Origin of the sequence: Butyrivibrio sp. FCS006 (genome assembly GCF_000424525.1) — a bacterium.
Lineage (GTDB): Bacteria > Bacillota > Clostridia > Lachnospirales > Lachnospiraceae > Butyrivibrio.
The window spans coordinates 178,478-203,724 of the sequence record NZ_AUKB01000012.1 but is presented as its reverse complement, the minus strand read 5'-3'; the positions used below and the strand labels follow the sequence as shown (position 1 = coordinate 203,724).

20 protein-coding genes and 1 pseudogene are annotated in these 25,247 nt (G+C 36.6%); 20 read left to right on the top strand and 1 reads right to left on the bottom strand.

What is annotated here, in order from left to right:
- Window positions 1-221: 221 nt before the first annotated feature.
- From G633_RS0103985 to G633_RS0103905, 17 genes are all read left to right on the top strand, one after another.
- The gene (locus G633_RS0103985; protein WP_026519147.1) at window positions 222-1,763 is read left to right on the top strand and encodes a glucosyltransferase domain-containing protein; all 1,542 of its coding nucleotides are present in this window, start codon (window positions 222-224) and stop codon (window positions 1,761-1,763) included.
- A 159-nt stretch (window positions 1,764-1,922) separates the two neighbouring features.
- Window positions 1,923-3,095: a radical SAM protein gene (locus tag G633_RS0103980; RefSeq protein WP_026519146.1), complete on the top strand. Its 1,173-nt coding sequence runs from the start codon at window positions 1,923-1,925 to the stop codon at window positions 3,093-3,095.
- Between the two features lie 75 nt (window positions 3,096-3,170).
- Window positions 3,171-4,151, top strand: coding sequence for an acyltransferase family protein (locus tag G633_RS0103975; protein WP_026519145.1), 981 nt, complete (start codon window positions 3,171-3,173; stop codon window positions 4,149-4,151).
- A 313-nt stretch (window positions 4,152-4,464) separates the two neighbouring features.
- Complete coding sequence (locus tag G633_RS19100) at window positions 4,465-4,698, top strand: acyltransferase (RefSeq protein WP_026519144.1); 234 nt, start codon at window positions 4,465-4,467, stop codon at window positions 4,696-4,698.
- 59 nt (window positions 4,699-4,757) lie between these two features.
- Entirely contained in the window at window positions 4,758-6,137 is a 1,380-nt protein-coding gene (locus G633_RS0103965) for a hypothetical protein (protein ID WP_026519143.1), read from the top strand.
- 184 nt (window positions 6,138-6,321) lie between these two features.
- Window positions 6,322-7,581, top strand: coding sequence for a Coenzyme F420 hydrogenase/dehydrogenase, beta subunit C-terminal domain (locus G633_RS0103960; protein WP_196804227.1), 1,260 nt, complete (start codon window positions 6,322-6,324; stop codon window positions 7,579-7,581).
- A 53-nt stretch (window positions 7,582-7,634) separates the two neighbouring features.
- On the top strand, window positions 7,635-8,087 hold the full coding sequence (locus G633_RS0103955; RefSeq protein ID WP_022767912.1) for an adenylyltransferase/cytidyltransferase family protein: 453 nt from the start codon (window positions 7,635-7,637) through the stop codon (window positions 8,085-8,087).
- A 12-nt stretch (window positions 8,088-8,099) separates the two neighbouring features.
- A complete protein-coding gene (locus G633_RS0103950; RefSeq protein WP_026519141.1) occupies window positions 8,100-8,909 on the top strand; it encodes a LicD family protein in 810 nt (269 codons plus the stop codon).
- Window positions 8,910-8,934: 25 nt separating this feature from the next.
- The gene (locus tag G633_RS19095; protein ID WP_051199916.1) at window positions 8,935-10,044 is read left to right on the top strand and encodes a glycosyltransferase family 4 protein; all 1,110 of its coding nucleotides are present in this window, start codon (window positions 8,935-8,937) and stop codon (window positions 10,042-10,044) included.
- Between the two features lie 15 nt (window positions 10,045-10,059).
- Window positions 10,060-11,307 carry an O-antigen ligase family protein gene (locus G633_RS0103940; RefSeq protein ID WP_026519140.1) on the top strand — a complete coding sequence of 416 codons (1,248 nt, stop codon included), beginning with the start codon at window positions 10,060-10,062 and terminating at the stop codon, window positions 11,305-11,307.
- A gap of 3 nt (window positions 11,308-11,310) precedes the next feature.
- Window positions 11,311-12,189 carry a glycosyltransferase gene (locus tag G633_RS0103935; protein ID WP_026519139.1) on the top strand — a complete coding sequence of 293 codons (879 nt, stop codon included), beginning with the start codon at window positions 11,311-11,313 and terminating at the stop codon, window positions 12,187-12,189.
- A gap of 9 nt (window positions 12,190-12,198) precedes the next feature.
- Window positions 12,199-14,586 (top strand): polysaccharide pyruvyl transferase family protein, encoded by a 2,388-nt coding sequence (locus tag G633_RS19090; protein WP_051199914.1) that lies wholly within the window; start codon window positions 12,199-12,201, stop codon window positions 14,584-14,586.
- Between the two features lie 10 nt (window positions 14,587-14,596).
- Complete coding sequence (locus G633_RS17285; RefSeq protein ID WP_051199911.1) at window positions 14,597-15,793, top strand: polysaccharide pyruvyl transferase family protein; 1,197 nt, start codon at window positions 14,597-14,599, stop codon at window positions 15,791-15,793.
- Window positions 15,794-15,796: 3 nt separating this feature from the next.
- A complete protein-coding gene (locus tag G633_RS0103920) occupies window positions 15,797-17,323 on the top strand; it encodes a lipopolysaccharide biosynthesis protein (RefSeq protein WP_026519138.1) in 1,527 nt (508 codons plus the stop codon).
- Window positions 17,324-17,335: 12 nt separating this feature from the next.
- Entirely contained in the window at window positions 17,336-19,138 is a 1,803-nt protein-coding gene (locus G633_RS0103915; protein WP_026519137.1) for a DUF1919 domain-containing protein, read from the top strand.
- Entirely contained in the window at window positions 19,131-19,751 is a 621-nt protein-coding gene (locus tag G633_RS0103910) for a CatB-related O-acetyltransferase (protein WP_051199909.1), read from the top strand. The genes G633_RS0103915 and G633_RS0103910 overlap by 8 nt, the downstream gene beginning before the upstream one ends.
- A gap of 27 nt (window positions 19,752-19,778) precedes the next feature.
- A complete protein-coding gene (locus tag G633_RS0103905; RefSeq protein ID WP_026519135.1) occupies window positions 19,779-20,879 on the top strand; it encodes an acyltransferase family protein in 1,101 nt (366 codons plus the stop codon).
- Between the two features lie 61 nt (window positions 20,880-20,940).
- Here G633_RS0103905 and G633_RS0103900 read toward each other — a convergent pair whose 3' ends face one another.
- Window positions 20,941-22,599: a glycosyl hydrolase family 28-related protein gene (locus G633_RS0103900; protein ID WP_026519134.1), complete on the bottom strand. Its 1,659-nt coding sequence runs from the start codon at window positions 22,597-22,599 to the stop codon at window positions 20,941-20,943.
- A gap of 357 nt (window positions 22,600-22,956) precedes the next feature.
- On the opposite strand from G633_RS0103900, the pseudogene G633_RS20430 reads away from it, so the two are divergent.
- The 3 genes and pseudogenes from G633_RS20430 to G633_RS0103885 all read left to right on the top strand — a co-directional run.
- Window positions 22,957-23,316 (top strand): annotated as a pseudogene (locus G633_RS20430) (GDP-mannose 4,6-dehydratase); the annotation flags it as partial.
- An 11-nt stretch (window positions 23,317-23,327) separates the two neighbouring features.
- The gene (locus G633_RS0103890) at window positions 23,328-24,374 is read left to right on the top strand and encodes an acyltransferase family protein (protein ID WP_026519133.1); all 1,047 of its coding nucleotides are present in this window, start codon (window positions 23,328-23,330) and stop codon (window positions 24,372-24,374) included.
- A gap of 151 nt (window positions 24,375-24,525) precedes the next feature.
- On the top strand, window positions 24,526-25,239 hold the full coding sequence (locus G633_RS0103885) for a Wzz/FepE/Etk N-terminal domain-containing protein (RefSeq protein WP_026519132.1): 714 nt from the start codon (window positions 24,526-24,528) through the stop codon (window positions 25,237-25,239).
- The last annotated feature ends 8 nt before the right edge of the window (window positions 25,240-25,247 follow it).

Sequence of the window (25,247 nt, the reverse complement as noted above, 5' to 3'; positions counted from 1 at the left end):
TTAAAAGCATAAGGAAAATTTTCTGTTTGGATAATAATAAGCCCTATGGCTTGGTAAGGAACTGATCCTGTCAGTAGGACGTTATTTTTTTAGTGGAAAACTATTGGAAGAGAAGGATATTATTGCATCTTTATTACCAATAATGTAGGATATTTGAGGCGGTAATAAGCTACGAATATGATATAAGTTTTACTTTTGTTAACGCGTGAGGATAAATCATAATGGAAAGTACAATAAAAAAATCTGCAAAGCCAATATTTATTATATGGGTTATTTCTGCTTTATGTTATTTGCCGTTGATTGCAAGAGGGCTTACTAATTCAGTTGACGGTCTCTGGGCATCAACATATTCTCAGGCGGGAAACTGGGAACTTTCAATTGGCCGCTGGGCGTGGCTATTTCTGGATAAGGCCAGAGGCGGATATGGGGCAGAGCCTTATAATTCATTGCTGACTCTTTTGCTGATTGCTATCGCAATGTATATTATGACAAATATGTTTGTGGAAGAGGGTGCAAAGCCTCGTTACAGGTTTTATATATTTGCTATGATTGCTATGTGCAGCACTACAGTATGCTGTTATCTGTCATACAGATATATGTCTCCAACATTTGGTATGTCAGTTTTATTATCAGTTGCTGCTTCGTGGTTTGTATCAGCAGAAACTGATAATAAGAAGGAAGCAAATCTCTATCTTGTCATTGCTACAGCTTTTTTGATTGTAAGCCTTGGATTATATCAGGCTAATATTGGATGTTTTTGCGTCGTTATTATTTTTATGATGATGAAGTATCTGTTTCAGAATGATATCAAAAAAATTTTCAGTGCTTTTATTAGAGCTTTACTCTGTGGATCGATAGGATGTATTTTGTACAAGATTGCCTGGGATGTTTGCCTTTGGGCAAGGAAAGTAAGCCCTGCTGGCTATAACGGTGCTAATTCATTATCTGTTCCTCATATGATATTGTCACTTCCTAAATCACTAATGCGAATATATGGTTATTGGACATCATATTTCTTGTTCCGTGATGGAAACTATGTATTTAGGCCGGTGAGAATAGTTGTAACAGTGCTCATTTTTATACTGTTGCTTTGGATTGGGATTAAGAAGTTTGGGAAAAAACCTAAATATCTTGCTCTTTATCTGCTTCTGATTTTGCTTTTACCTATCAGTGCAGATATTTTCATCATTCTGGCTCCTGATGCTATAGGTGTTCTGACACAGATGACTTTCCCTATGATGATGGTAATACCGCTGAGTCTTATTTTTTTATCGGGAGCAGGCATTAAAAGAGATTGGTTGTTATGTTTGTTTGGAACCCTTCTCTTATATGGCAATATCTATGCTGTTGGAACAGATATTGATGCCATGGCGCAGGGAAGCAATTCATCAAATACTATAATGAATAATATTGTTGTGACATTAAATCAAAAAGAATTAGTTTCCAATGATTACAAATATGCTTTCTATGGGAATATTTCTGCAAATGTGATGTTCAAAAAGAATGAATTATTTGATCTGGCATCTGGCTATGCCAAGTTCGGGAAGATGCAAAAGACGCCGGACATAGTTCATAAATCATATATTGGCTTAGTGGATGATCTGGGAGTGAATTTGGAGATAATAGATAATGATCTTTATCATGAGATATATTACAGCGGCGTGTTGGATGAAATGCCGGCTTATCCAATGGATGGGGCCATTGTTTTGAAAGATGGTGTAGTTATTGTAAAGGTTTCGGATGACTATAAGGTTAAAAAATAACAGAATGATATAACTTTAGGCAACTGGTTGGTTAGGAACAGAGCCTGTCTGTAGGACGTTAATTTTACATATTTCCATTGTCAAGACGATTTATTTGTTTTATAATCTTGCGAGACTATTAATAATAAGAATATACCAAGTAAATGCAAGGAGTTTGTTATGGCGGAGAAGAAGCTGAATGGAACTGTAATTGTAACTTATAGATGTAATGCACGATGCTCTATGTGCAACAGATATAAAGCGCCCAGTAAGCCTGAGGAAGAGATTTCAATTGAGACAATCAAAAAGCTTCCGAAGATGTATTTTACAAACATCACAGGTGGTGAGCCTTTCATCAGAACAGATATTAAAGATATCGTAAGAGAACTTTACAAGAAATCTGATAGAATCGTAATTTCTACAAATGGTTTCTTTACTGACAGAATCGTAGATCTTTGTAAAGAATTTCCTCAGATTGGTATCCGTATATCAATCGAAGGTCTTGAGAATACCAATAACGAAATTAGAGGTCTTGAGAACGGATATCAAAGAGGCTATCAGACCCTTAAGACACTTCGTGAGATGGGCATGAAGGATGTAGGATTTGGAATGACTGTTCAGGATAAGAATGCTCCTGATCTAGTTCCTCTTTATAAACTCTCTGATGAAATGGGTATGGAGTTTGCCACAGCATCTCTCCATAATAGCTTCTATTTCGTGGAGGCCAAGAACATCATCAAAGATCGTCCGATGGTTGCTCAGAATTTTGAAAACCTTGTCAACGAACTTCTTGCAAGCAAGAGCCCCAAGAAGTGGTTCAGAGCATACTTTAACCATGGACTTATCAATTATATTTATGGTCAAAAGAGACTTCTGCCATGCGATATGTCTTTTGACACATTCTTCATTGATCCTTACGGGGATGTTATGCCTTGTAACGGAACCAAGGACAAAGAGGTAATGGGAAATCTTAATACTCAGACCTGGGACGAACTGTGGAACTCAAAGGAGGCAGAAGCGGTACGTGCCAAGGTGCGCTGCTGCGACAGAGACTGCTGGATGATTGGTTCGGTTTCTCCTGCTATGCACAAGTATATCTGGGTACCTTTGTGGTGGGTAATCCGTCATAAAGTTAAATTCTGGACTAAGAAGAAATACAGCATGTATGAGAATAAGATTGTTCGCGACCTTCGTGATGGAAAGGTGACAAAAGAAGAACTCGATAAATGCAGCACTTGCGATATGTGTGCCGTTGTTAACAATGGTCTGTCTGAGGCATCCAAGGAACAGCTAAAGAACAGGACCGGAGAAGAGATCGTCGATGCTGATATTGCAGCGCAGATGAAAAAATAAGACTGAGTAAAGTAACCACCGATATAAACCGGTGGTTATTTACTCTTGGTGTTAAATGGTAAAGGGGTAGCGGTTGTGAAAAAAAGATATGAAGCAATAGATGGGCTTAGGGCATTGGCATGTATTGGCATAGTTGCAATGCACATGAAGGAAAATCTGTCTTTTCAGTTAGAGGGATTTCTTTTTGATAAATTCATTCCATCATTGACGAATCTGGTCTTCTTGTTCATGGTAATCAGTGCATTTGGCATGTGCTGCGGTTATTTTGATAAAATGATTGATAAAAGATTGGATATTGTGTCATTTTACAAGAAAAGATACCAAAAGATATTGCCCTTTTTTGCTTTTCTATGCATCATAGATTTGGCTATGAATCCATCACTTGAGTCATTGTATGAAGTTTTTGCGAATCTTACATTATGTTTTGGGTTGATTCCTAATGCCAAGATTTCTGTTATAGGCGTGGGTTGGTTTTTGGGGGTGGTTTTTGCATTCTATTTACTGTTTCCTTTTTTCTGCTTCCTTATATCCAGCAAGACAAGAGCATGGTTTGCATTAGCGGTATCGCTTGTGATGAATTATATATGCAATGTTTACTTCGGCGCAGGACGAACGTCAATTGTTTATTGTTTCGTCTTTTTTATGGCCGGAGGTATTGTCTATATTTATAGAGACCGAATTATGCAAATACGGGGTATAAGATGGATCTCATTGGCTGCTGTTTTAGTCGTGACAGTACTATACTATACTTACTTACACAATATTCTGATCATATTGTTGATAGATGTATTTGCATTGATATATGCAATGAGCATTGATGGGAAAACTATTCTTAATAATGCTTTCGTGAGAACAATCGGTGGAATTAGCTTTGAAATCTACTTATGCCATATGGTTTTATTTAGAGTATTTGAAAAAACAAAGCTTTTAAAAGTTATATCTAATGAATACGTCAGTTACGTGTTGACAGTACTTGTTGTGCTGATTAGCAGCAGTATTTTTGCTGTATTATTTAAGAAAGCAATGGATGTTATAGAGCAAAAACTGAAGCGCTAAGTGTTTGAAGGTACATATCTATGAATAAACGTACAATATTGATGTTCAAGTTAAAGTTATACTCCGTACTTGGAAAAAGCCACGAGAAGGCAGATCTGGTTAGGAAATCGGGACTGTTCAAGAGTTATGGAGAGGGGGGGATATTGGCATCCTGATTGGATACCGTCATTTCCCTATTTTATAGATATAGGCAATAATGTGACTGTTTCTGCCGATGTCAGAATATATGAACATGATATGATACAACGTATGTGGGACCATGATCCGACATTCAAAGGAGAACAAATGAAGGTAAAGGCCGATTATATTTCAATTGGCGACAATTCTGTTCTGGGGGGCCAGAAGCATAGTATTGTATGGTGTTCATATAGGCAAAAATGTGGTTGTTGCTTCAGGAAGTGTTGTTACAAAGGATGTACCTGATTATGCTATTGTAGGAGGTGCTCCGGCGAGAATAATAGGAAATACAAAAGAGTTATTTAAGAAAAGGCTTCAAGAGAATGGTGTTGATGTTAGTAAATTCTCATATGAGGATTACTTTGGCTAGAATGCTTGCGCTGTATGTAATGAGTATGCACATAGACATTGGAAATGAGGTGAACAGCTGTGTTTAGTATTGCATTTTTGGTGGTTTTTACGCTGGCGCTGATAGTTGCCAATGTGTATTGCTTTAAAAAGAAGAACTATTTGACTTTATTTATTCCATGTATGCTGTTTTTGCCTGATTATTATGGGATAGATCTTTCGGAATCTCTGCCAATACTTTCTGTGACCAGAATTATGTTTGTTGTTTTCTACGTGTATGCAGTTATCAATAGGAAAAGGAATCTGCACATTAAGGAAATCGATTTAAAGAGAATTCCCAAAGTATATTTATTCTTAGCTGGCTATTTTCTCTTTAGAATTACATCAAACCTATATTATGTAACGACATATGGACAGTCAGTGAAAACAATCCTTAAGATAGTGTTTGAGCAGTTGTTCTTGTTGCTCGCTTTTTATTTATTAAAGCCCACGAAAAGTGAAATAGATAAAATGATAAAGGCTATCGTTGGTGCCGCTGCTGTCCTTTTTGTTGTAGGTGTTTTCGAAAGTGTTTCCGGGATCAGGATATTTGATTCCCTGTATACTGTTTCAAGATCTGTGGGTAATCTGACAGCTACGCGGTTGGGCCTTCTCAGAGCTACTACAACGATGATTATGCCTGGATTTTTCGGTAATATGTGTGTTATGGTGCTGCCGCTGATCTTCTATTTATATGAGGAAACAAAGAACTTTGCATATGTTTTAGTGGCTGCTCTTGATGTGCTGGCAACCATTCATTCAGGTGCACGATCCGATATGATATTTATATTGGTTATCACTGTTGTATACCTGCTGTTTGTTATTAAGTCTTCAAAACGCCGACTTGTTTTTTGCAGGACTATGCTTATTGTGACAGGAGTGCTGTTGATTTATATAATTGGAGTATCAGCTGTCAGTGATGATTTGAGATACTATTACGTTGGTAACGGCAAGGCTGTTCTCAATGAGTTTGGTTTTGAATTTAACTTGGATGAGGGGGCGCCCAAAGGTTCGGGGGGGTATGGAGGAAACCTGAATGGGACAGTTTCACGAACCCGCCAGTTAACGGGGATGTATTATGTTGCTGGGATCAATCCGATATTCGGATTGGGATCGGGAGCACAAATCAGAGGAGATGTTCTTTATTATTGGCCCTACAGCAAGGGTGATTTGTGGAGTGCAGTAAATACTTATGATATGGGAATAGTGGAGATTTTTTGTGATGAAGGATTAATTGGACTGTTGGGGATCTGTTTCTTGTTTATATATATGATCATTAAGGCAAAAAACAGTCATTTCTATTGGTTTTTAATCTTTTGTTATCTGTTAGCGACATTAAACACTGCAAATATGATTCCTTTTCTGATGTTATTTGTGATACTGATTTCCCAAAACAGTAAAATTTGTGTTGGAAATAATTAAGCAATACCAATGAAAGGGATGCTCTTTATGAGTGTCCCTTTTGCGATAGGTGAAATGCATAAAATGGACAAGGAATCTTTGAATATTTTATTTTATATGTCAGTTGTCAAGACGGTGTAAATAGTAGTATAATTACACGACATTATGGCCATCTGTACGAAATTGTGTTATCTGCAAATATGCTTTGGGTGCAAAATATGAAGATGTGACGGGGTTAAAGAGATTAGTTATGACTTATACCTTCATTGATAATAAAGATATATCTATGTGCTGTGGATGTTCTGCTTGTGCAGATGTATGCGTAGTAAGTGCAATTGATTTTGAATATGGTATAGATGGTGCGCGATACCCACATGTGGATATGGCTAAATGTGTTTCCTGTGGGATGTGCAGAAATGTCTGTCCGATAAAGGAGAAGCCTGCAATCCCGGAGCCGGAATTTAAGAAGAAAGCATTTGCACTGGTGATAGAGCCTGAACAACAGCACCTCAAAAGCGCCTCGGGCGGTGCTTTTGAAGCGATAGCCACTGCGCTGCATGGCGAATATGCAGATTTGATGATAGCTGGTGCGGCCTGGGGAGATGATCTAAGAGTCTGCCATAAGCTTGTTTCCTATGACGATAGAGATATATTTAAGAAATCCAAGTATATTCAGAGCGATTGTAAAGGAATATACAAGGAAGTTAAACAAAAGTTGAACGAAGGTGTTCATGTGTTATTTACAGGTACCCCATGTCAGCTTGCTGCCCTTCGGAATTATTTGCGAAAGGATTATGACAACCTGTTTTTGGTGGATCTGATATGCCATGGTGCACCGGGCGAGTTGATCTTTGAAAAATATATACAGGAATTAAACTCGAAGAGGAACGCTAGAGCCATAAGGGCTACTTTCAGATACAAAGAAAAAGACTTATATGGAGAGGTCCATTCAAAGTATTTGCGTATTGAGTTTGATAATGGAAAGGTGTTAAAAGAGCAAGCAAAAATAAATCCGTATCTAAGAGGCTTTCATTCGGGGCTGTTTTACAGAGAGAGCTGTTACAGCTGTAAGTATGCGAACACAGGAAGATTGGGCGATATAACAATTGGTGATTACTGGCGTATTCAGGAACTTAATCCAAAATATGTCGACTATACAGGAGTATCATGCATGTTGGTTAATACGAAAAAGGGCTTGAGTTTACTCGATAAAATGGCTGATTGCAAGCTGTTTGAGACTGATGTTGAAGCGCTTTGCAAACGCAACGGACAGATGGTATCTCCGTCCAAAAAACATCCGAGTCGGAATTTCTTCATCTCAGAAATGGACAGTGAATCCTTTGAGGGATTGATGGATCGATGCGTTAAAAAAGAGAGTGGATATAAATTAGTATTATCTGCTATTTTACCGGGAAAATTGAAACGGAGCGTAAAAAGATTACGGAAAAACATGGTGACAAATTGACTTGAATAAGCATTTGTTTATATATCAATCAAATATGATTTAGGGAGAATAATATGAGCGACAAAAAGTTTAGAATCGGATACACTACCGGAGTATTTGATTTGTTTCATATCGGACATCTTAACGTACTTAGGAATGCAAAAGAACAGTGTAATTATCTGATTGTGGGAGTAAGTACTGATGAATTGGTAGAGGAATACAAGCACAAGAAGCCTATAATTCCATATGAAGAGAGAGTTAAGATCGTGGAGGCTATCAAATATGTTGATGAAGTAGTACCTCAAACATCGATGGATAAGTATGCTGCGTGGGAGAAGCTTAAATATAACGCATTATTTCATGGAGACGATTGGAAAAACTCTGCTATGTACAACAAATACATTGAAGAGTTTAAGGACACCGGTGTAGAACTTGTTTTTCTGCCTCATACTGATGGAACATCTTCTACTCTTTTGACAGAAGTACTTCATTCGGTGCGTGAAAAAGAAAACAATTCTAATAGTTGATGGGGATGCAAAATGGATCAGAATACATTGGATAGAATTCATGAAGTTCAGATTGAAATGCTCAAAGCTTTTCATGCCTATTGTAAGGAACACAACATCAGATACACGATTATCTGTGGTACATTGTTGGGTGCAATAAGGCATAAAGGCTTTATTCCTTGGGATGACGATATTGATGTTGGCGTGGTAAGAGAAGATTATGAAAAACTGTTAGAGCTTCTCCAGAAAGAGCCTATTGAGGGATGCTTTCTTCAGGAATATTCAACTGATGAACATTATTATCAGCCATATGCCAAGCTGGTTAAAGATGGTACGGTTTTTATCGAGAGTTATCGCAAGAACTGTAAGGCCAAAAGTGGTTTATTCATCGATATTTTCCCTTTTGACAGTATTAAAAAACCGGGGCTTTCCGGCACAAAAGCCAGAAGAGTAATCGCAAGGATCCTTACATTTGGCATATGGAGCAAAGAAGGTTGTCATATGGAGAGAAAGGGCAACAGGAAACTCTTGAATGCGTTGGGCACAGTTGTTGGACTTCTTCCCAAAAAGTGGCTGATCAATATGCAGAGAAAGCTGGTGATGAGGCAGCGCGATGATTGGGAATACCTGGCAAGTATGTTTTCCAGCAACTATGATAGCGACAGACTGTATTTTAAAAAGACTGATTTTGACAGTTTAATTGAAATTGGGTTTGAAAACATTGTTGTAAATGCACCTGAAAATTGGGAACAGAATCTTAAGAGACTGTACAAGAATTATATGGAGTTACCGCCGGAAAACAAGAGGAATTCAGGTCATGATGTATACAAAATCTCAATTTGATTTCTATAATTCATGAGGATTATGTATGAGAGTACTAAATCTACTTACTAGTGGCGAGGCTGGTGGAATAGAGAGCCTTTGTCGTGATATAGGAATTAACAGTGAATATGACAATGGATTTTGCTTTTTGTTCTCAGAGGGCGCCATTTATGATCAGATGAATGAGCTGGGGCTCAAGACGTACTCATTAGTTGATACTACAAGCAAGCTGAGCATCAGAAAACTTTTGTCACTGGCAAAAATAGCCAGAAACTACGACATTATTTGTGTGCATCACGGCGATCCGTTTTTGAAACTATATGGCATGTTGTCCAAATTGATTACCGGCAAGAAAATGGTAACAGTTGTTCATTCCTGCTATGAGCGTAAGTTCTTTTTTCCGAATAATAAAAAGAAATTTCATTTTGCCCATTTAATGTTCGCGATGGGACTGAATTACTCTGATCTGACCATATTTGTATCTAATGCTGGCAAAGAGTCATATGAGAAGGAATTTGGCCTTAACAATAAGAGAAAGGCAGTTGTTTATAACGGGATTTCTACAGACAAGCTCTTGCGAGGGAAAGATAACGTTGTTCCTGTAACAAAGCCTTACAAGATTACATATATCGGAAGATTGAATTATGTTAAAGGTGTAGACTATCTGATCCGCGCCATAGCTAAGATCAGGAATGATTATCCGATTTCTGTTTCCATTGTGGGAGATGGCCCTGAAAGAGAAAATTTGGAAAAGCTTTCGAATGACATCGGCGTTAGCGATGTAGTTAGTTTTGAGGGAAGACATCCCGATATTATTCCCTTTTTGGAAAAGACTAGTGTGTTTGTTTATCCTTCTATCTGGAAAGAAGTCTTTGGTATTTCTCTTGTAGAAGCCATGGCTTTTGGAATCCCTTGTGTTGCAAGTAATGTTGGAGGTATTCCGGAGGTTGTGAAGGATGGGGAAACGGGATTTTTAACAAGAGAAGCAAGTGATGAGGCCTTGGCTAAAGCACTGTGTCACGCACTAGACGTTCTGGATAATGAGAAATTGCTTGAAAAGATATCGCTAGATGCCAAGGAGAATGCAGCATACTTTTCAATAACAAATACTTGTAAGCGTTTAAAGGAAGAGTATTCCAAACTGATTGCTGAGTAACATAGAGGAGTTAAAGTGAAATATATTACATTTGACAAAAAAAATATACTGGTTATGCTGCTGTTGCTGCTTCCGGAACGTTTTGTTTATTTGGTGAACCAGAGTGCATTTGCTAGTATATTTCATATTTCGTATCCGGATTTTGTAATGTTAGTACATTTTTCAGTGTTTTTATATGTTCTTACCCGTTTTAAAATAAATGAATTTCAAAACAATTATTTTATGAGTAATGTATTACTGATCATTCCATTAGTGACAATGGCATCGATTGTACCTTATTTTTTATTCGGACAACAGGTTTTGCATGCATTACTGGCTCAAAAGTGTTTTTTAATGATATTATGTTACTATTATACTGTCAGAACACTTATTTTGGAAAAGGTTGTAGCGGCGGATTACCTTTGGGATTGTCTTTATAAGCTTTCGTTTGTCGTTACCGGTGCTGTTATAATTCAGCATACGTTAGCTGGATACATAAGATTCTTAAATGTCTCATATGATACGCGATTTGGTGTTCGAATCTATGATAATGTTACTTTTTCTAATGTTTTACTGATTGGATCTTTATTTTCATTCTTTAAAACCAGCAATAGAAGAGAAAAGATAACAGCTGTAATAGGTTTGGTTATGTCATATTATCATATAGTAATTGTGTCGCAGACTAGAATAATAATGGTGGCAACCGGTGTACTGACAATAGTGATGGCATTGTTCTACCGCAACAGCGCTCTTAAAAAAATAACATATATATTTATTATTCTTGGTATAGTTCTTATTATCTCTCAAACTGAGTTAGCACAGTATTTATTATCATCACTTGCTGATTCATCTAGCGATCCATCTGCGCAGATTAGAGAAATCGGTAAAGCGTATTATATTTCTGAGATTAGTAAAACGCCCCTGGTAGGAAGGGGGTATCCGCATATTGTCAGCCCAGAAGCGTATCAAGCTGCCGGGTTAAATAACAATATTTTTTTGAATGATAATGGTTTATTTGGGTTTGCTTATATATATGGAATAATAGGCCTGATATGGTACATCTGGTTAGCTGTTAAGATGCTTATCTGCTCCTTTAAAGCTGTCAAGAATGGAGATTATAGGTTTTTACTTCTTGTGATTTACCTTCAGATAGTATGTCCCAACATAATCACGTGGTATTGGCGTCCTATGTTTGCCTTGTTTTTGGCAATAATGCTGGCACTGATGGAACAATATGCCAATGCAGACTATGAACATAAGGTAAGATTTTATTTTGGCAATTAAACTATGAGTAGAAATAATAAACTGGCAATAATAGTATTAAATTATAACAAGTATGAAGATACTGTTCTGTGTGTAAGACAGTTATTGATGTCCCAGAAGTCAGTGTATGTTGTTATTGTTGATAATGCTTCAACTAATGATTCATATGATATTCTGATGTCTGAGTTTCGTGATGCAGAAAACGTATCTGTTATCAGGAACACTACGAATGCCGGATATGCTGCTGGGAATAATTTTGGATTCAGATACGCTATCGGGAAGTATCCAGAAATAAATTATGTGGGTATTATGAATCCTGATACTCTCGTGACTGAGGAGAATATCTTTGAAAAGGTGATGGAAAAAGCATCTTTATTTGAAGATGTAGCGGTAATAAGCCCTGTACTAATATCACACGGAGTGTATGACATTAATCATTCCTATTGGGATATCCCGACTTATGCGGAAATGCTCAAGCGTGGCTTTATAAAGTGCAGAACAAGAACGCAGTCTCCACTTATTGTGCTGCCCGAAAAATGTGCATATGTTGATGTTGTGCATGGAAGTTTGCTGTTGATTAAGGTTGAAGCTCTCCGAAAAATTGATTTTCTTGATGAGGGAACATTCTTATATGGAGAAGAAAACATATTGGCACTAAGGCTTAAACAGGCCGGTTATCGTGAAATGATAGATCTGGAACACTTTTTTCAGCATAATCATGCGAAGAAAGGGAAGGCCAAGTCATTAAGAGCCCAATTATACGTTCCCAACGAAGCACTGAAGTCCAGAGAATACACTTGCCACAAATACTACAATAAAAAGGCATATATTCTAAAAGTATTTAAAGTACTCAATAACATAATTTTAACCTGGTCATATTTAAAAGAAAGAGTAAGACAATAGGGAGCTCTTATGAAATTAGCAATTTTAACATGGGTGTCAGGTACATCTAATTACGGTTCGGTTCTTCAGGCTTATGCTCTTCAGGAATACCTTACGACACAGGGGTTTGACGTAACTGTATTGAATTATAAGCCAACTATGGACGATGTTATATTTCCGTCTAAGAATACCTTGTATTACAAGAAGGCAGTGGACAAGATGCATCGTATAGCCCATAAAAATGTGACGGTGCAGAATATACTGAAAAGAACCCAGCTCGTGTGTGATGAGTTTGTGTCACATAACATAGAGCTGTCCAAAACTATTCATGGGATTGGCGGATTAAAAAAAGCAGCAGATGAATTCGATGTTTTTATTTGTGGCAGCGACCAGATATGGAGCATGAATAAAAAAGTGAACCCGGCTTACTATTTAGAGTGGGTTCCGAATACGAAGATTAAGATTGCATATGCACCCAGCCTTCCGGTTCACAATCTGAACAAACTGAAAATTGATTTTCTTAAGCAGGTATTAGTAAATTTTGATGGAATATCCGTACGAGAAGAAGAAACGGCTACAGCTTTAACCTCGATTGTTGACAGACAGGTGCAATCTGTATTGGATCCAACATTGCTGGTTGACAAAAAACTTTGGGAAAACTTACTTATTGATGGCTCAGCAGATAATGATGAGCCATATATTTTGTGTTATTTCCTGGGAAAAAGAGATTTCTATACCAAGGGAATTGAAACAATTCAAAAGGCTACCGGACTTTCAGTAAAACTTATCCCAACTTCATTGGAGAGCGCTGCGTTTAACTTGGATATGGCGGAAAATGTAGGCCCGACGGATTTTTTGCGTCTCATTAAAAATGCTGAATATGTGATCACTGATTCTTATCACGCAACTATTTTTTCAGTGGTTTTCCACAAGGAATTCTTTTTATTCAAACGATTTGATGATGGAAAAAAAGACACACAGAATATACGCATTTATGATCTGGCCGGGAAACTGCAGATCGGCAGCAGGATTATAGACTCAGATACATCACAGCTTTGGCCAATCGAAAAGATAGACTATACTAAGGTTGATGAATGCATTGCCAGATTACAGGACAAATCCAGAGCCTTTTTAGCCGGTTCTTTGCCAGAGGTAGAGCCTGCCGACAAGAAAGAGAATAACAATGAATCAGTAAATAGCTTTGACAAGGTCTACGCTGATAACAGTAAATGTTCCGGGTGTGGGGCGTGCCATGATGCCTGCCCGGTACATGCGATAGAAATGCATGAGGATAAGACCGGGTATAAATATCCCGTAATAAATCCGGATGTCTGTTTGAAATGTGGGAAATGCAGAAAGACATGTCCTCTCTCTAATCAGGGACAAAATGATTATAAACCTGCCGCATATATAGCCGCTACAAAAGAAGCTGGCAAAGCATACAGATCATCATCAGGTGGGGTATTCCCAATAATGTGCGAAAAAATGCTGGCGGAGGGTGGAGTTATATACGGTGCTGAGATTAGTAAGCATGAAGATGGACTGTTTTATGTCTCTCACACTTGTGTGGATTCTCTCGATGAAGTAAGTAAGCTATACAATTCCAAGTATATTCAAAGCAATACAACAGGTATTTATTCTGATGTAAAAGAAAAGCTAAATGCAGGCAAAAAAGTTCTTTTTTCTGGTGTGCCCTGCCAGGTTCAGGGACTAAAGAATTTCCTGGGAAAAGATTATCCCAACCTATTTACGGTTGAGGTTATTTGTCATGGAGTGCCGTCTCATAAGATTTTTCATAAGTATCAGCAATACCTAAGCAAGCAGATTGACGGAGTATTGACAGGCATCTCATTTAGAGATAAGACAAGGGGCTGGGATAAAAACATTTGCGTTGAGTATATGGATAAGAGTGGGATGACTAAAAAGAAAATCATTCCATTTTATGAATCTTCATATTTCATGATGTTTTTGAAGGGAGATATCCTTCGTGACAGTTGTCTTTCGTGTCCTTTTGCATCAAGAAAACGTGCTGCCGATATTACATTAGGTGACTATTGGGGCGCAGAATATGAACATCCACGTTTTGTAAAAGCAAATGGTAATAAGAGCTTGAGACGACAGGGCTTATCATGTGTGATTATCAATACAGATAAGGGCAGGTCATTGTTTGAGCAGATTAAGGATCAGCTTATATATGAAGAGAGTACCTATGAGAAAGTGGCGCTTCATAATAAGCAGTTATTGTTCCATTTACCAGCTTCCAATAATAGAAAAAAGTATCTGGATATGCTGTCGGACAAGGACTATTCTGTTGTAGATAAGGATGCTGTTTCCCGATACAGCGTTGGTAGCAAGAAAAGCTATAAAAAGAATAATCTTACTATTATGGTTAGATTGTTAATGACAAAAAATAAGTGAGCATTTCGAAATGGATAACAAGAAGATGAACGTATTGCTATGTGGACTATTGGTTACAAATGGAAATCTTGGATGTGTTGCATTGACATATTCTGCTATTAGTGTTTTGCAGATGGTATCCGAGAAAACAGGAGTCGTATTCCATTATAAGATTGTCGCAAGTAAAATCGATGATACCTCAATAGATGTTTTATGCGACCAGTTATATGTTGACAGAAAACTTGTCGAAGGCGAAGTGATAAAGAATGTATACAGGAATAGGAGCGAGAAGCAGAAGTTTCTGAATATAGTGAAAAATTGGGCTGATATAGCCATAGATGCAACACAGGGAGATAGTTTTTCAGATATTTATGGCTGGAGAAGGTTCATAAACTATACTTATGCCAAAATACTTATTGAAAGAAACGGTGTTCCACTGTTACTTGCTCCTCAGACTTATGGCCCCTATAAGAAACTGAAGACCAGGATGATTGCAAAGTATGCTTGCAATAATGCATCTGTTCTGATGTCACGTGATGAAATGTCAAAAAATGTATTAAGAAAAATGGGCATCAGAAAACCTATAGTTGTTGTATCTGACATGGCATTTTTCCTTCCGTATAAAAAGCAGGAACTTGATAATTCTGTGACCAATATCGGGTTGAACGTTTCCGGACTTTTATGGAATGGCGGATATACGAAGAATAATCAATTTGGACTCAGTGTGGATTATCAAAGGCTGATCAGGTCTGCAATTGAAAGATTGAAATCAGATTCGCACAATAGAGTTTATCTGATCGGACATGTAATATCTGATAGTCCTAACAGCGTTGAAGATGATTATTCAGTATGCCGGAAATTGGCAGAAGAGTATAATGTCGAGTGTGCTTCAAGATTTAGAACACCAATCGAGGCTAAGTCGTTTATTTCCGGACTTGATGTGTTTATAGGATCAAGAATGCATGCGACTATTGCTTCATATTCATCTGGTGTTTCTACTATTCCATTGGCTTATAGCAGAAAGTTTGTTGGACTGTTCAATAATCTTAACTATCCATATGTGCTGGATATGTGCAGTTTATCTGAGAATGAAGTGCTTAATATGATGATGGGATACATTGGAGAATATAATAAAATGACGGATTGTATCTCAGAATCTAAGACAATTCTTGAAGATAAAAAGAAATTGTTTATAGATGAGATCGTGAAATGGATACAGGAGATTTGATATATGGCACAGAATCGTTCAAAAAATGCTTCACGGAATATCGTTTCTGGCTTATTAAACAAAGCTGTAACTATACTTTTGCCATTCGTGGTCAGAACCGTAATAATTTATGTGCTTGGAGATGAATATGTAGGATTAAGCAGTTTATTTACCTCTTTGTTACATGTGCTGAATCTGTCTGAGCTGGGATTTAGAAGCGCTATTGTTTATGGCATGTACAGACCGATAGCTGAAAACAATATACCCAAGGTGAACGCATTATTAAATGAATTTAAAAGGGTATATCGAATAGTGGGCTGTGTGGTACTCTTTGCGGGGGTAATAATGAGCTTTTTCCTGGATAAACTGGTAAAGGGAGACTGTCCGCCGGATGTCAATCTTTATCTGCTGTTTTGGATTTATCTTATTAATACTGTAAGTAGTTATTTCTTATTTGCATACAAGAGTTCATTACTCATGGCAAATCAGAGAAGAGACATAATAAGCAATGTAGATATGGTGTTATCCATTATAGAATATATACTTCAAATCATTCTGTTGCTGGTGTTCAGGAACTATTATGCTTATATTCTCGTTGTTCCAGTTTATACAATAGCTAACAATATTGTCTGTGCCAAGATGGCAACAAAGCTGTGTCCCAACTATACTCCCAGTGGAGATTTATCAAAGGAAGAGCGAAAGGATCTATATTCAAGAACTTTTGCGGTTCTGGGACATAAAATCGGAGCTACGGTAGTTACTTCTGCAGATAGCATTGTTATTTCAGCTTTTCTTGGACTTGCTATTCTGGGTATATATAGCAATTATTATTACATTATGGTTTCGGTTATCGGTATCTTTACAATAATTTACACTTCTATTGTGCCGGGTATCGGAAATAGTCTTGTTACTGAAACAAAAGAAAAGAATTATGAATTGTTCCAGAAATTACATTTTACTGTTTCATGGATGGTCGGTTTTTGTGCGTGCTGCTTCTTGTGCCTGTATCAGCCGTTTATGAAGATATGGGTTGGCGAGAACCGTATGCTGACTATGGATGTCGTGGCATGGATGGTTGTATATTTTTACACATGGCAGATCAGAGCCATGGGATCACATTTCAAAGATGCTGCAGGTATGTGGAAACAGGATTTTTGGAAACCATATATCGGAGCTGTTGTAAATGTGGTCACAAACATCATCTTAGTTCAGCACATAGGATTACTGGGGGCGCTGTTATCAACTATTATTATTTATACATTTATCTACTTTCCATGGGAAACAAAGGTTTTGTTTGATGAGTTGTTTGAGCGTACTGCGAAGCAATATGTCATCAATACACTTTTTTATGCGATAGCTGCCGGCGGTGTTTCGGTTGTAGTTTTTTGGCTGTGCCAGAAAATAACGGTCATTAATCCAATTCTACAGTTAGTGATAGATGTAATTGCTTGCTGCCTGGTGTTTAATACACTTTATTTCCTTGTGTTTATGAGATCTAAGTATATCTCAGAAGTCAAACTGATGTTACTTAAGGCTGTTCGACATAACTAACGGAGATTAATAATGAAAATTTGCGATAATTCAAAATGTACTGCATGTGGTGCCTGCAGAGATGTCTGCCCAAAGGAGTGCATTTCTTTTATCAAAAATGAATATGGTTCAGAAATCATAAATGTTGATGAGAGTAAGTGTATAAATTGCGGTCGTTGTAAGGATGTTTGTCAGATAGTTAATCCAATATCAATGGCGGAACCTCAAAAGACATATGCTGTTTGTCTCAAGAATAATGAAATAAGAGGTGCATCTGCATCCGGTGGAGCAGCTTATGCCTTTTATTCAAAAGTGCTTGAAGATGGTGGATTGGCATATGGTGCATCTTTTGATGATTATTTCAGGGTTGTTTTTACCAAGACATCAAGTATTGATGATTTAAAGAAATTTCAGGGGTCAAAGTATACTTTTAGTGATATGGAGGGGTGCTATAAAGACGTCCTGCAGGAGCTGAAAAACAATAAGCGTATCATTTTTATAGGTACGTCATGTCAATGTGCTGCCATGAAGAAATTCATCCCTGCAGTAATGCAGGAACAGCTGATGCTTGTGGATATTATCTGTCACGGTATGCCTCCGGCGACCTATTGGGAAGAGTATACTGAGAATGTTGCGGCAAAACACGGCAAAATCAGCAGCGTTTCCTTCAGAGATAATAATATTTTCAGGCTGAAAATCGAGACAGAAGATGGGACAGTAATAGAAGAAAAAGCAAAGAACAATCTCTTTATGGCAAACTATACACGTAAGGTTTTCTATAGAGAGAATTGTTATGCATGTAAATATGCCTCTCCGGAAAGAGTATCTGATGTTACTATCGGTGATTATTGGGGACGCGACAGACAGAATATGCTAAAGCCCAGAGAATATGGTATGTCTGTTGTTCTGGGTAATACCGATAAGGGTATTAAACTGGTTGAGAGCTGCGGTGATAGGCTTGTTATAACACTGAAGGACTATAAAAGTATTATTGACAGTAATGAGCAACTTCGAGGAGCTTCTCAAAAGCCTTCATACAGGCAGACTTTTTTGAATCAGTACTGCAAAGTTGGGTTTATGCAAGCCGCTAGTACTGTAGTCGAACAAATCCATAAAAGCAAATCGGTTAGTATGCCTCGTAAGGTATATAGATATTTAAAGCGCACACTTAATAAGAAGCCAAAGCTTCGCCTTGAAGATAATCGTACCGGGTTATATATACGCGAGCATTTTAGGAATAGTATCGATAGGTCAAGATTAAAAAATAAAGATTTCACACTGCTGACAAACGATTGTATGGGTGGGGTGATTTTACGTGATCTGGGGCAAGAGTTCAGATCTCCGATGATAGATCTGTTTATCCGTCCTAATGATTTTGTAAAGTTTTTAGAAGACTTTGACATTTATATAAAGCTGGATATTCGAGAAGTATATTATGATCTGGATTATCCGGTAGGAATGCTTGGTGACATACCTATTTTCTTCAAGAATTATTTATCTTTTGATGAAGCGATAACAAAATGGAAAGAGCGTATAGCGACAATTAATTATGAGAATATTGTCGTTGTGATGTCGGAGCAGGAAGGCTGTACACATGATACTTTAGAACGTTTTGAAAAGCTGCCCTATGAGAAAAAGGTTTGTTTTACTGAAAAGAATTATCCGGAATTCCCACATTGTGTTCAAATAAGGAAGAACCTTGATAAGGTGCGAGATTATAGTGCTATAAATTTTCTGGGGAAAAGGATATATCAATATGGAAAGAAATTTGATTATATTGAATTTCTGAATAATGGCACTATAGATAAGAGTAATAGAAGGGGTGTAAATGAGTAAACTGGTAGATTATATCAACAAAATCAAAAAAAATATCAATGTGAAAAGAGAAGGCGGCGTACTATATTCTCAAACATTGAGAGATTTTACAGAGAAAAAGTACGGTGTATCCGTTGGATTATTTTCCTATGGAAGTTGCTTTGACAAGGGCTTTAATCTAATGGGAAAAGTTAAGATTGGACGTTATTGCAGTATCGCTTCTAATGTTCATTATCTAGCAGGCAATCATCCGATTGATCATCTTACCAGTTCAGCGATTTTCTATAATAAAAAACTATCAAATCTTGATGTGGAAGATATACAGAGACATAGTCTTATAGTCGGAAATGATGTTTGGATCGGATATGGGGTATTAATTACCGCATCCTGTTCAACTATCGGTAATGGAGCAGTTATTGGCGCGGGAAGCGTCGTTACTCATGATGTTGAACCATACACAATAGTGGCGGGAAATCCTGCCAGAGTCATCAGAAAGAGATTTTCTGATGATCTGATCAGTCAGATAGAGAAGACTGAATGGTGGAATAAGACTCCTCAAGAATTGATGGAGTATTATCCGTATATGTCTAATCCATCCATGTTTTGTGATAAAATTCAGCAGAAGTTGCAGTAGAAACGGATAATAAAAGGAGTTGACATAGTGAATTATATTAGGCAGAGTGAGACAACTAGACAGAGGATAGACTCTTTACAGGCACTTAGAGCGTTGGCTTTTTTAGGAATCTTTTTTTCTCATGCAGATTTTTTTATCAGTTGGCCCAAATTGGGGGTGTCTATTTTTTATGTGATGTCAGGTTTTCTCATGACATATAGATATGAAAATGTTGAACTTGTTGAATCATTTAAGAACAATCTATGCTTTTCTTTAAAGAAGATAAAGAAACTATATCCACTTCATATAATAACTATGATTCTTGTGATTTTGATACATCTTGCATCCGTACTAGGTGGTGGAATAAGTATAGGAGAAATAATTGCTTTGCTTGTTCAGATAGCACTTAATGTGACGTTGTTGCAAACATGGGTTCCGAATAGCAGCTTCAATGTTTCACTAAATGGTGTTGCGTGGTATCTTTCCGTAACATTGTTTCTGTATTTTATGTTTCCATGGATTAAAAAGGTAATTGAGCAAACCACAATTATCAAGCTGTCAATTATTTGTGGAATCATTTTATGTCTTGAGATTGTGACATGTATTCTTTTCATATTTGTGTATGGGATTGATAGTCCGGTATATGTTTGGTTTATGTACTGTTTCCCTGTTTTCAGGATGGGAGATTTTTTTATAGGATGTGTTTTGAAACGCTTATTTTTTGAAAGTAATGTAAGAAGCATTGGGATGCTTGAAGCAACAATCTTTGAGGTGTTAGCCGTTGTAATTACTGTGTTTGTATTCCATTGGCTTGAAATTGAGCCTGATAGTATTGTACTACAAGCACTACATAACCGTACAACAATATATATACCTTTGGCTTTGATTTGGGTGTTACTTTTTGCGGCAAGTAAAGGCCTGATAACAACGGTATTATCAAACAAGTTGATGGTGTTCATTGGAAATATTAGTGCGTATGCTTTTTTAATCCATTATGTTATAACAACATTCACATCACGTTTGCTGTCATACTTAAATGTTAGTGTAAATGGATGGAACAGAGTACTACTTGTATTTGCAGAATTAGTAGTAACTATTTTACTTTCTATGATTTATAAATTATTTCATGAGAAATTTTTAAGTAGGTAGAAGGGTAGGACAACAAAAAAGGTCGCGGCGGAATGCTACGACCTTTTAGTTTGTACATACGTTAGTTTCTAATTATTGAATTCTCTGACCCTTGATCTTTTACCGTTATAGTATTTGGAACAGATATTGTTGTGTCAACGCATCTTTTTGTCATCCAGATTGTAGCGTTTTTATATTCAACATTGTCCATTTCTATATCAGTTTCACAGTCAAAACAAATACCGATTTTGCTATCGCTATATTCAATACTGGAGTTGTTAAATGATATATTACTATTTTTTTCACCGTTGAACCTGACATTAAAGTAATTGATATTATCCCGACCACAATTAGTCGTTGTTAAATTGTTAATAGTAATATATGAGCAATCTGTTACTAGCAATCCATCCTGTCTAATATTTGAGCAATTATTATCATCAACAATTACGTTATTACAACTAATAAATTTAATTCCACACCCCCCCGTAGTATTTGAAACGCTGTTATGTAACACTTGAACATTACTTGAATTTTGAATCCGCATGCCTGAAGCGATGTTGTTAAGAGTATTATTCCTTATGATAATATTGTTATTAGGCATAAAACCTGGAATTAAAATACCACACCCACCTGTTTTGTTTGACATTGTATTATTTTCAATCAGGATATTTGAATGTGACGAAGTTGCATAAAGTGAAATAGGTTCTGAAGCTTTATGACCATCAAATGTGTTATTTGTTATAGTAAGATCGTGTATGTTGCTAGCAGAACCCAAAGTAACAAAGCCACAGTCTATATTAACGAAAAAGCAGTTATTAATAGTAATATTATTACTTCCTACATCGCGAATTCCTGCATAGATGTTATCAATGAAGCTGCAACTATCTACAGTAACGTTATCACTGTTCCAAATCTCAAGCATATGAATACCATCTTTGGCATCCATATTCTCATAATTTACAGATGAATTGCCGCTTATACAGATGTTTTTAATTACAACATTGGATGCTTTATCTAACTTAAGCATGGTGGCGCCTCGACTGGTGCCAGGTGCAGCAATAATAACTGAGTTTTCGCCCTCTCCAATTATTGTAACGTTTGAAGGAATGCGAATCGAACTTGAGATTACATAGGCTCCACTAGGAAAATACACTTCTCCATTTGGGCAGCTTTTCAGTGCTTCTTTTATGGCGGCTGTATCGTCTGTTACACCGTCACCTTTGGCGCCAAAACTAAGAACTGATGATGGATTATTTTCCGGCAACACCTCTATATTCGGTTTTTCTACGATAATCGGTCCAATATCATTCTTTTCAGCACTTAAACCTATAACACAGATTTCTTTGTTCTTGTTGTACAGATAAATACTGCCCCATTCTACAGTTTTTTCATTGGGCAATTTGGAGGAATAGTCTGGTTCGCTGACAATCAGAGAAGCAACTTCATCAGGGCTGTTATAGATGTCCCCAGTAAAGTTTACCGTTCCCTCGCCAATATAATCGGCCATGTCAGGAGTTACATTTGTAAAAGTTGCTGTAAACTCGCTAGGATTAAATAGATAGAAAGAAGCTTTAGCTTGTATCGTGTCGCTAAGAGGGGTGTCATCATCAGGGATGATAACAGGAGTGGGCATATTAGATGTATTATCTGAAGAATTGAAAATAATGATAGTTAGCATTGCCAGAGCAAGAATTATACAAGGAATAATACGTTTTGAATATTTCTTATAAAGGTTCATCATTATACTTATCCTTCCTTATGGTAATTATTCGGTGTAATATTGTGTGGTGTAATATTGTATACAGATTTATTATCTCAATAATAAATATAAAAGTAAAAAAAAAAAACATGAACTATTGATGAAAAAAAAATAAAAATTGATTATACTAGGTATTTATATTAATTACAATAATTAAAGAAATTTAACTAAGAAGCTGACCCCAAATATATAATTACAGATTTATCGCTAAAAAATGAGCTATTGACATATGAAAAATTAGGCAAAAATAATATAGCTATTACTGCTAAATATGACTATAATTATTCTGCTTTTTTTCATGGAATAAAGAAATATTTTTGGGATTACGGAGGTGATTTGATGAGGACATATTTAGTAATAGGTGGAGCAGGCTTTATCGGCTCAAACCATGTTATATGTTAAAAAGTGCGACAACGATATTTGGACTATCAATGTGGATAAGCTCACATACGCAGGTAATCTTAAGAACCTCAAGGACAGCGAGAAAAGAGATAATTACACCTGAGAGCTTATATCTGTGACAAGGAAGCAATCAAAAAGATTTTCATCGAGAACGAAATCGACAGAGTCGTTCATTTCGCAGCTGAGTCACATGTTGATCGTTTAATTGTAAACATAGCGGTCTTTGTTAAGACCAACGTTCTAGGTACTGCAGTTATGCTTAATTGTGCAAAAGAAAGCAAATATTACGAAATAGGATACGGTGATTTATGACAGGTCAGACAAAAAGGGTAGAATGGGTAGATACACTTAAATATATATGCATAATGTGGGTAATGCTGAGTCATCTAGAGTCGAAGACTGGGTTTTTAAAAACATTCTATAATCCATTTTTCTTAAATGGATTTTTCTTTTCATCAGGTTATGTATATTTTCACAAAGATGAATTTAAGCAGTTTTTTGCTAAAAAAATTAGAGGCCTGTTTGTTCCTTGGCTCATTTTTAGTGTATTCAATATCTTATTATCTCAGTTAATATCGTTTAACAATCATTCGTCATTACTTGATGAGCTTAAATGGAATTTCTTTCAGATTAGAGGAAAAGGCGATGGGATTTGGTTTGTAGCGGCCTTATTTGTTGCATTTATTCCCTTCTATTTCTTCATAGATAAATACGAAAAAAGTCAGAAAAAGCTAAAGGATAACATTCTTTTTATTATAGTGACACTCTCGTTGGCTTTGATCAGCAGTTTATATGGCAAATATATGAATCCCAATTTGTTACCATGGGGAACATACAACTTACCATGGCATATTGAATATATTTTTATTGCAATGTTTTGGATGTTTATGGGATACATGTTCAGAAATGAATATGAAAAAATGTATGACAAAAATGTCAATGCTATATCTGCTATTATAGTATTTTTGTTTTATATAATACTACAATACGCACCATATCTGACAGGCAGTTACATTTTAAATGGATTTATTAGTATCATATACTCGTATATAGTCTCGTTTCTAGGGGTTTTTGTACTGATTTATTTATGTAAAAAAATTACCCCCAATAAATATATGCTCTATATAGGGCAAAATACCCTTATTTGCTTTGCGTTGCATGGCAAAATATACAGCATACTGCAGACAATTCTTAAAAAGACAGTGGGTTTATTATATGCTGCAATTTTGGCCAATACATTTGCTTCCTCAATTTTCGCGATAGTGTTTACTATTATCTTATCGTTAATACTTATTTTTCCTATCTTTATCATTAACAGATGGTTTCCGTTTTTGATTGGTAGAAAGAGAAGCTAATTATTATTTCTTTTTTGAAAATGCACAAATTATAGCTTTAAAATTGGGAACAATGGGCAAACTGTAACAAATAAATTAGTAGTGTACAATTCAAAGCAATAATGGTATAATTCATTGATTTAAAAAACTTTATATTTTGAAGGGATATTTTATGTATAAAAATGTATTGGAGATCGATGTCTTCAGATGTATAAGAGCCTTACTGAAAAAATGGGTCTTTATAGCTATTATTACAATCTTATTTCTTGCTGCAGGAATAGGTTTGACACTTGATGTCGGAGAGGATCAGTATTCTGCGTCGGCAACGGTTTATGCAGCTGCTGACAGATCTTATATAGAAGCTGCCAATGCTGTTACTGCCATGAATGCTTATTTGGATGTAGCTAAATCATACAAGGTTAGCAAGAGAGCAGCTTTGATAATGGGACGAAGCGATGTGGATGCTGCAAAAATACAGTCCTCAGTTTGGGCAGGATCTTCTGTTAAACAGGGTACTTCCAACAATGTGTCGAGCTTTATGAACAGTTCAGCTACAATAATCACTATTGTGGCTACTACAAACGATCCGGATCTTTCTGTGGATATGGCCAATGCTGTGGCAGAGTCATACACCATCGAGATGGCGGATATAATTAAAACAGATGCCGTTAAGAATCTGGATAATGCAAGTAGCGCTTATCTATCTTATAATGCAATTGTTGAGGCATGGAAAAACAGGATAAAGGTCATGCTTGTTGGATTTGTACTGGCGTGTATGTTGGTTGTGGTTTGTGAAATTTTTGATAGCAAGGTTCGTACTGTCAGAGAGGCTACGATCAGAAATGAACTTCCGATAATCGGCATGATTCCGGATTACAAAGATTGATGAGGAGA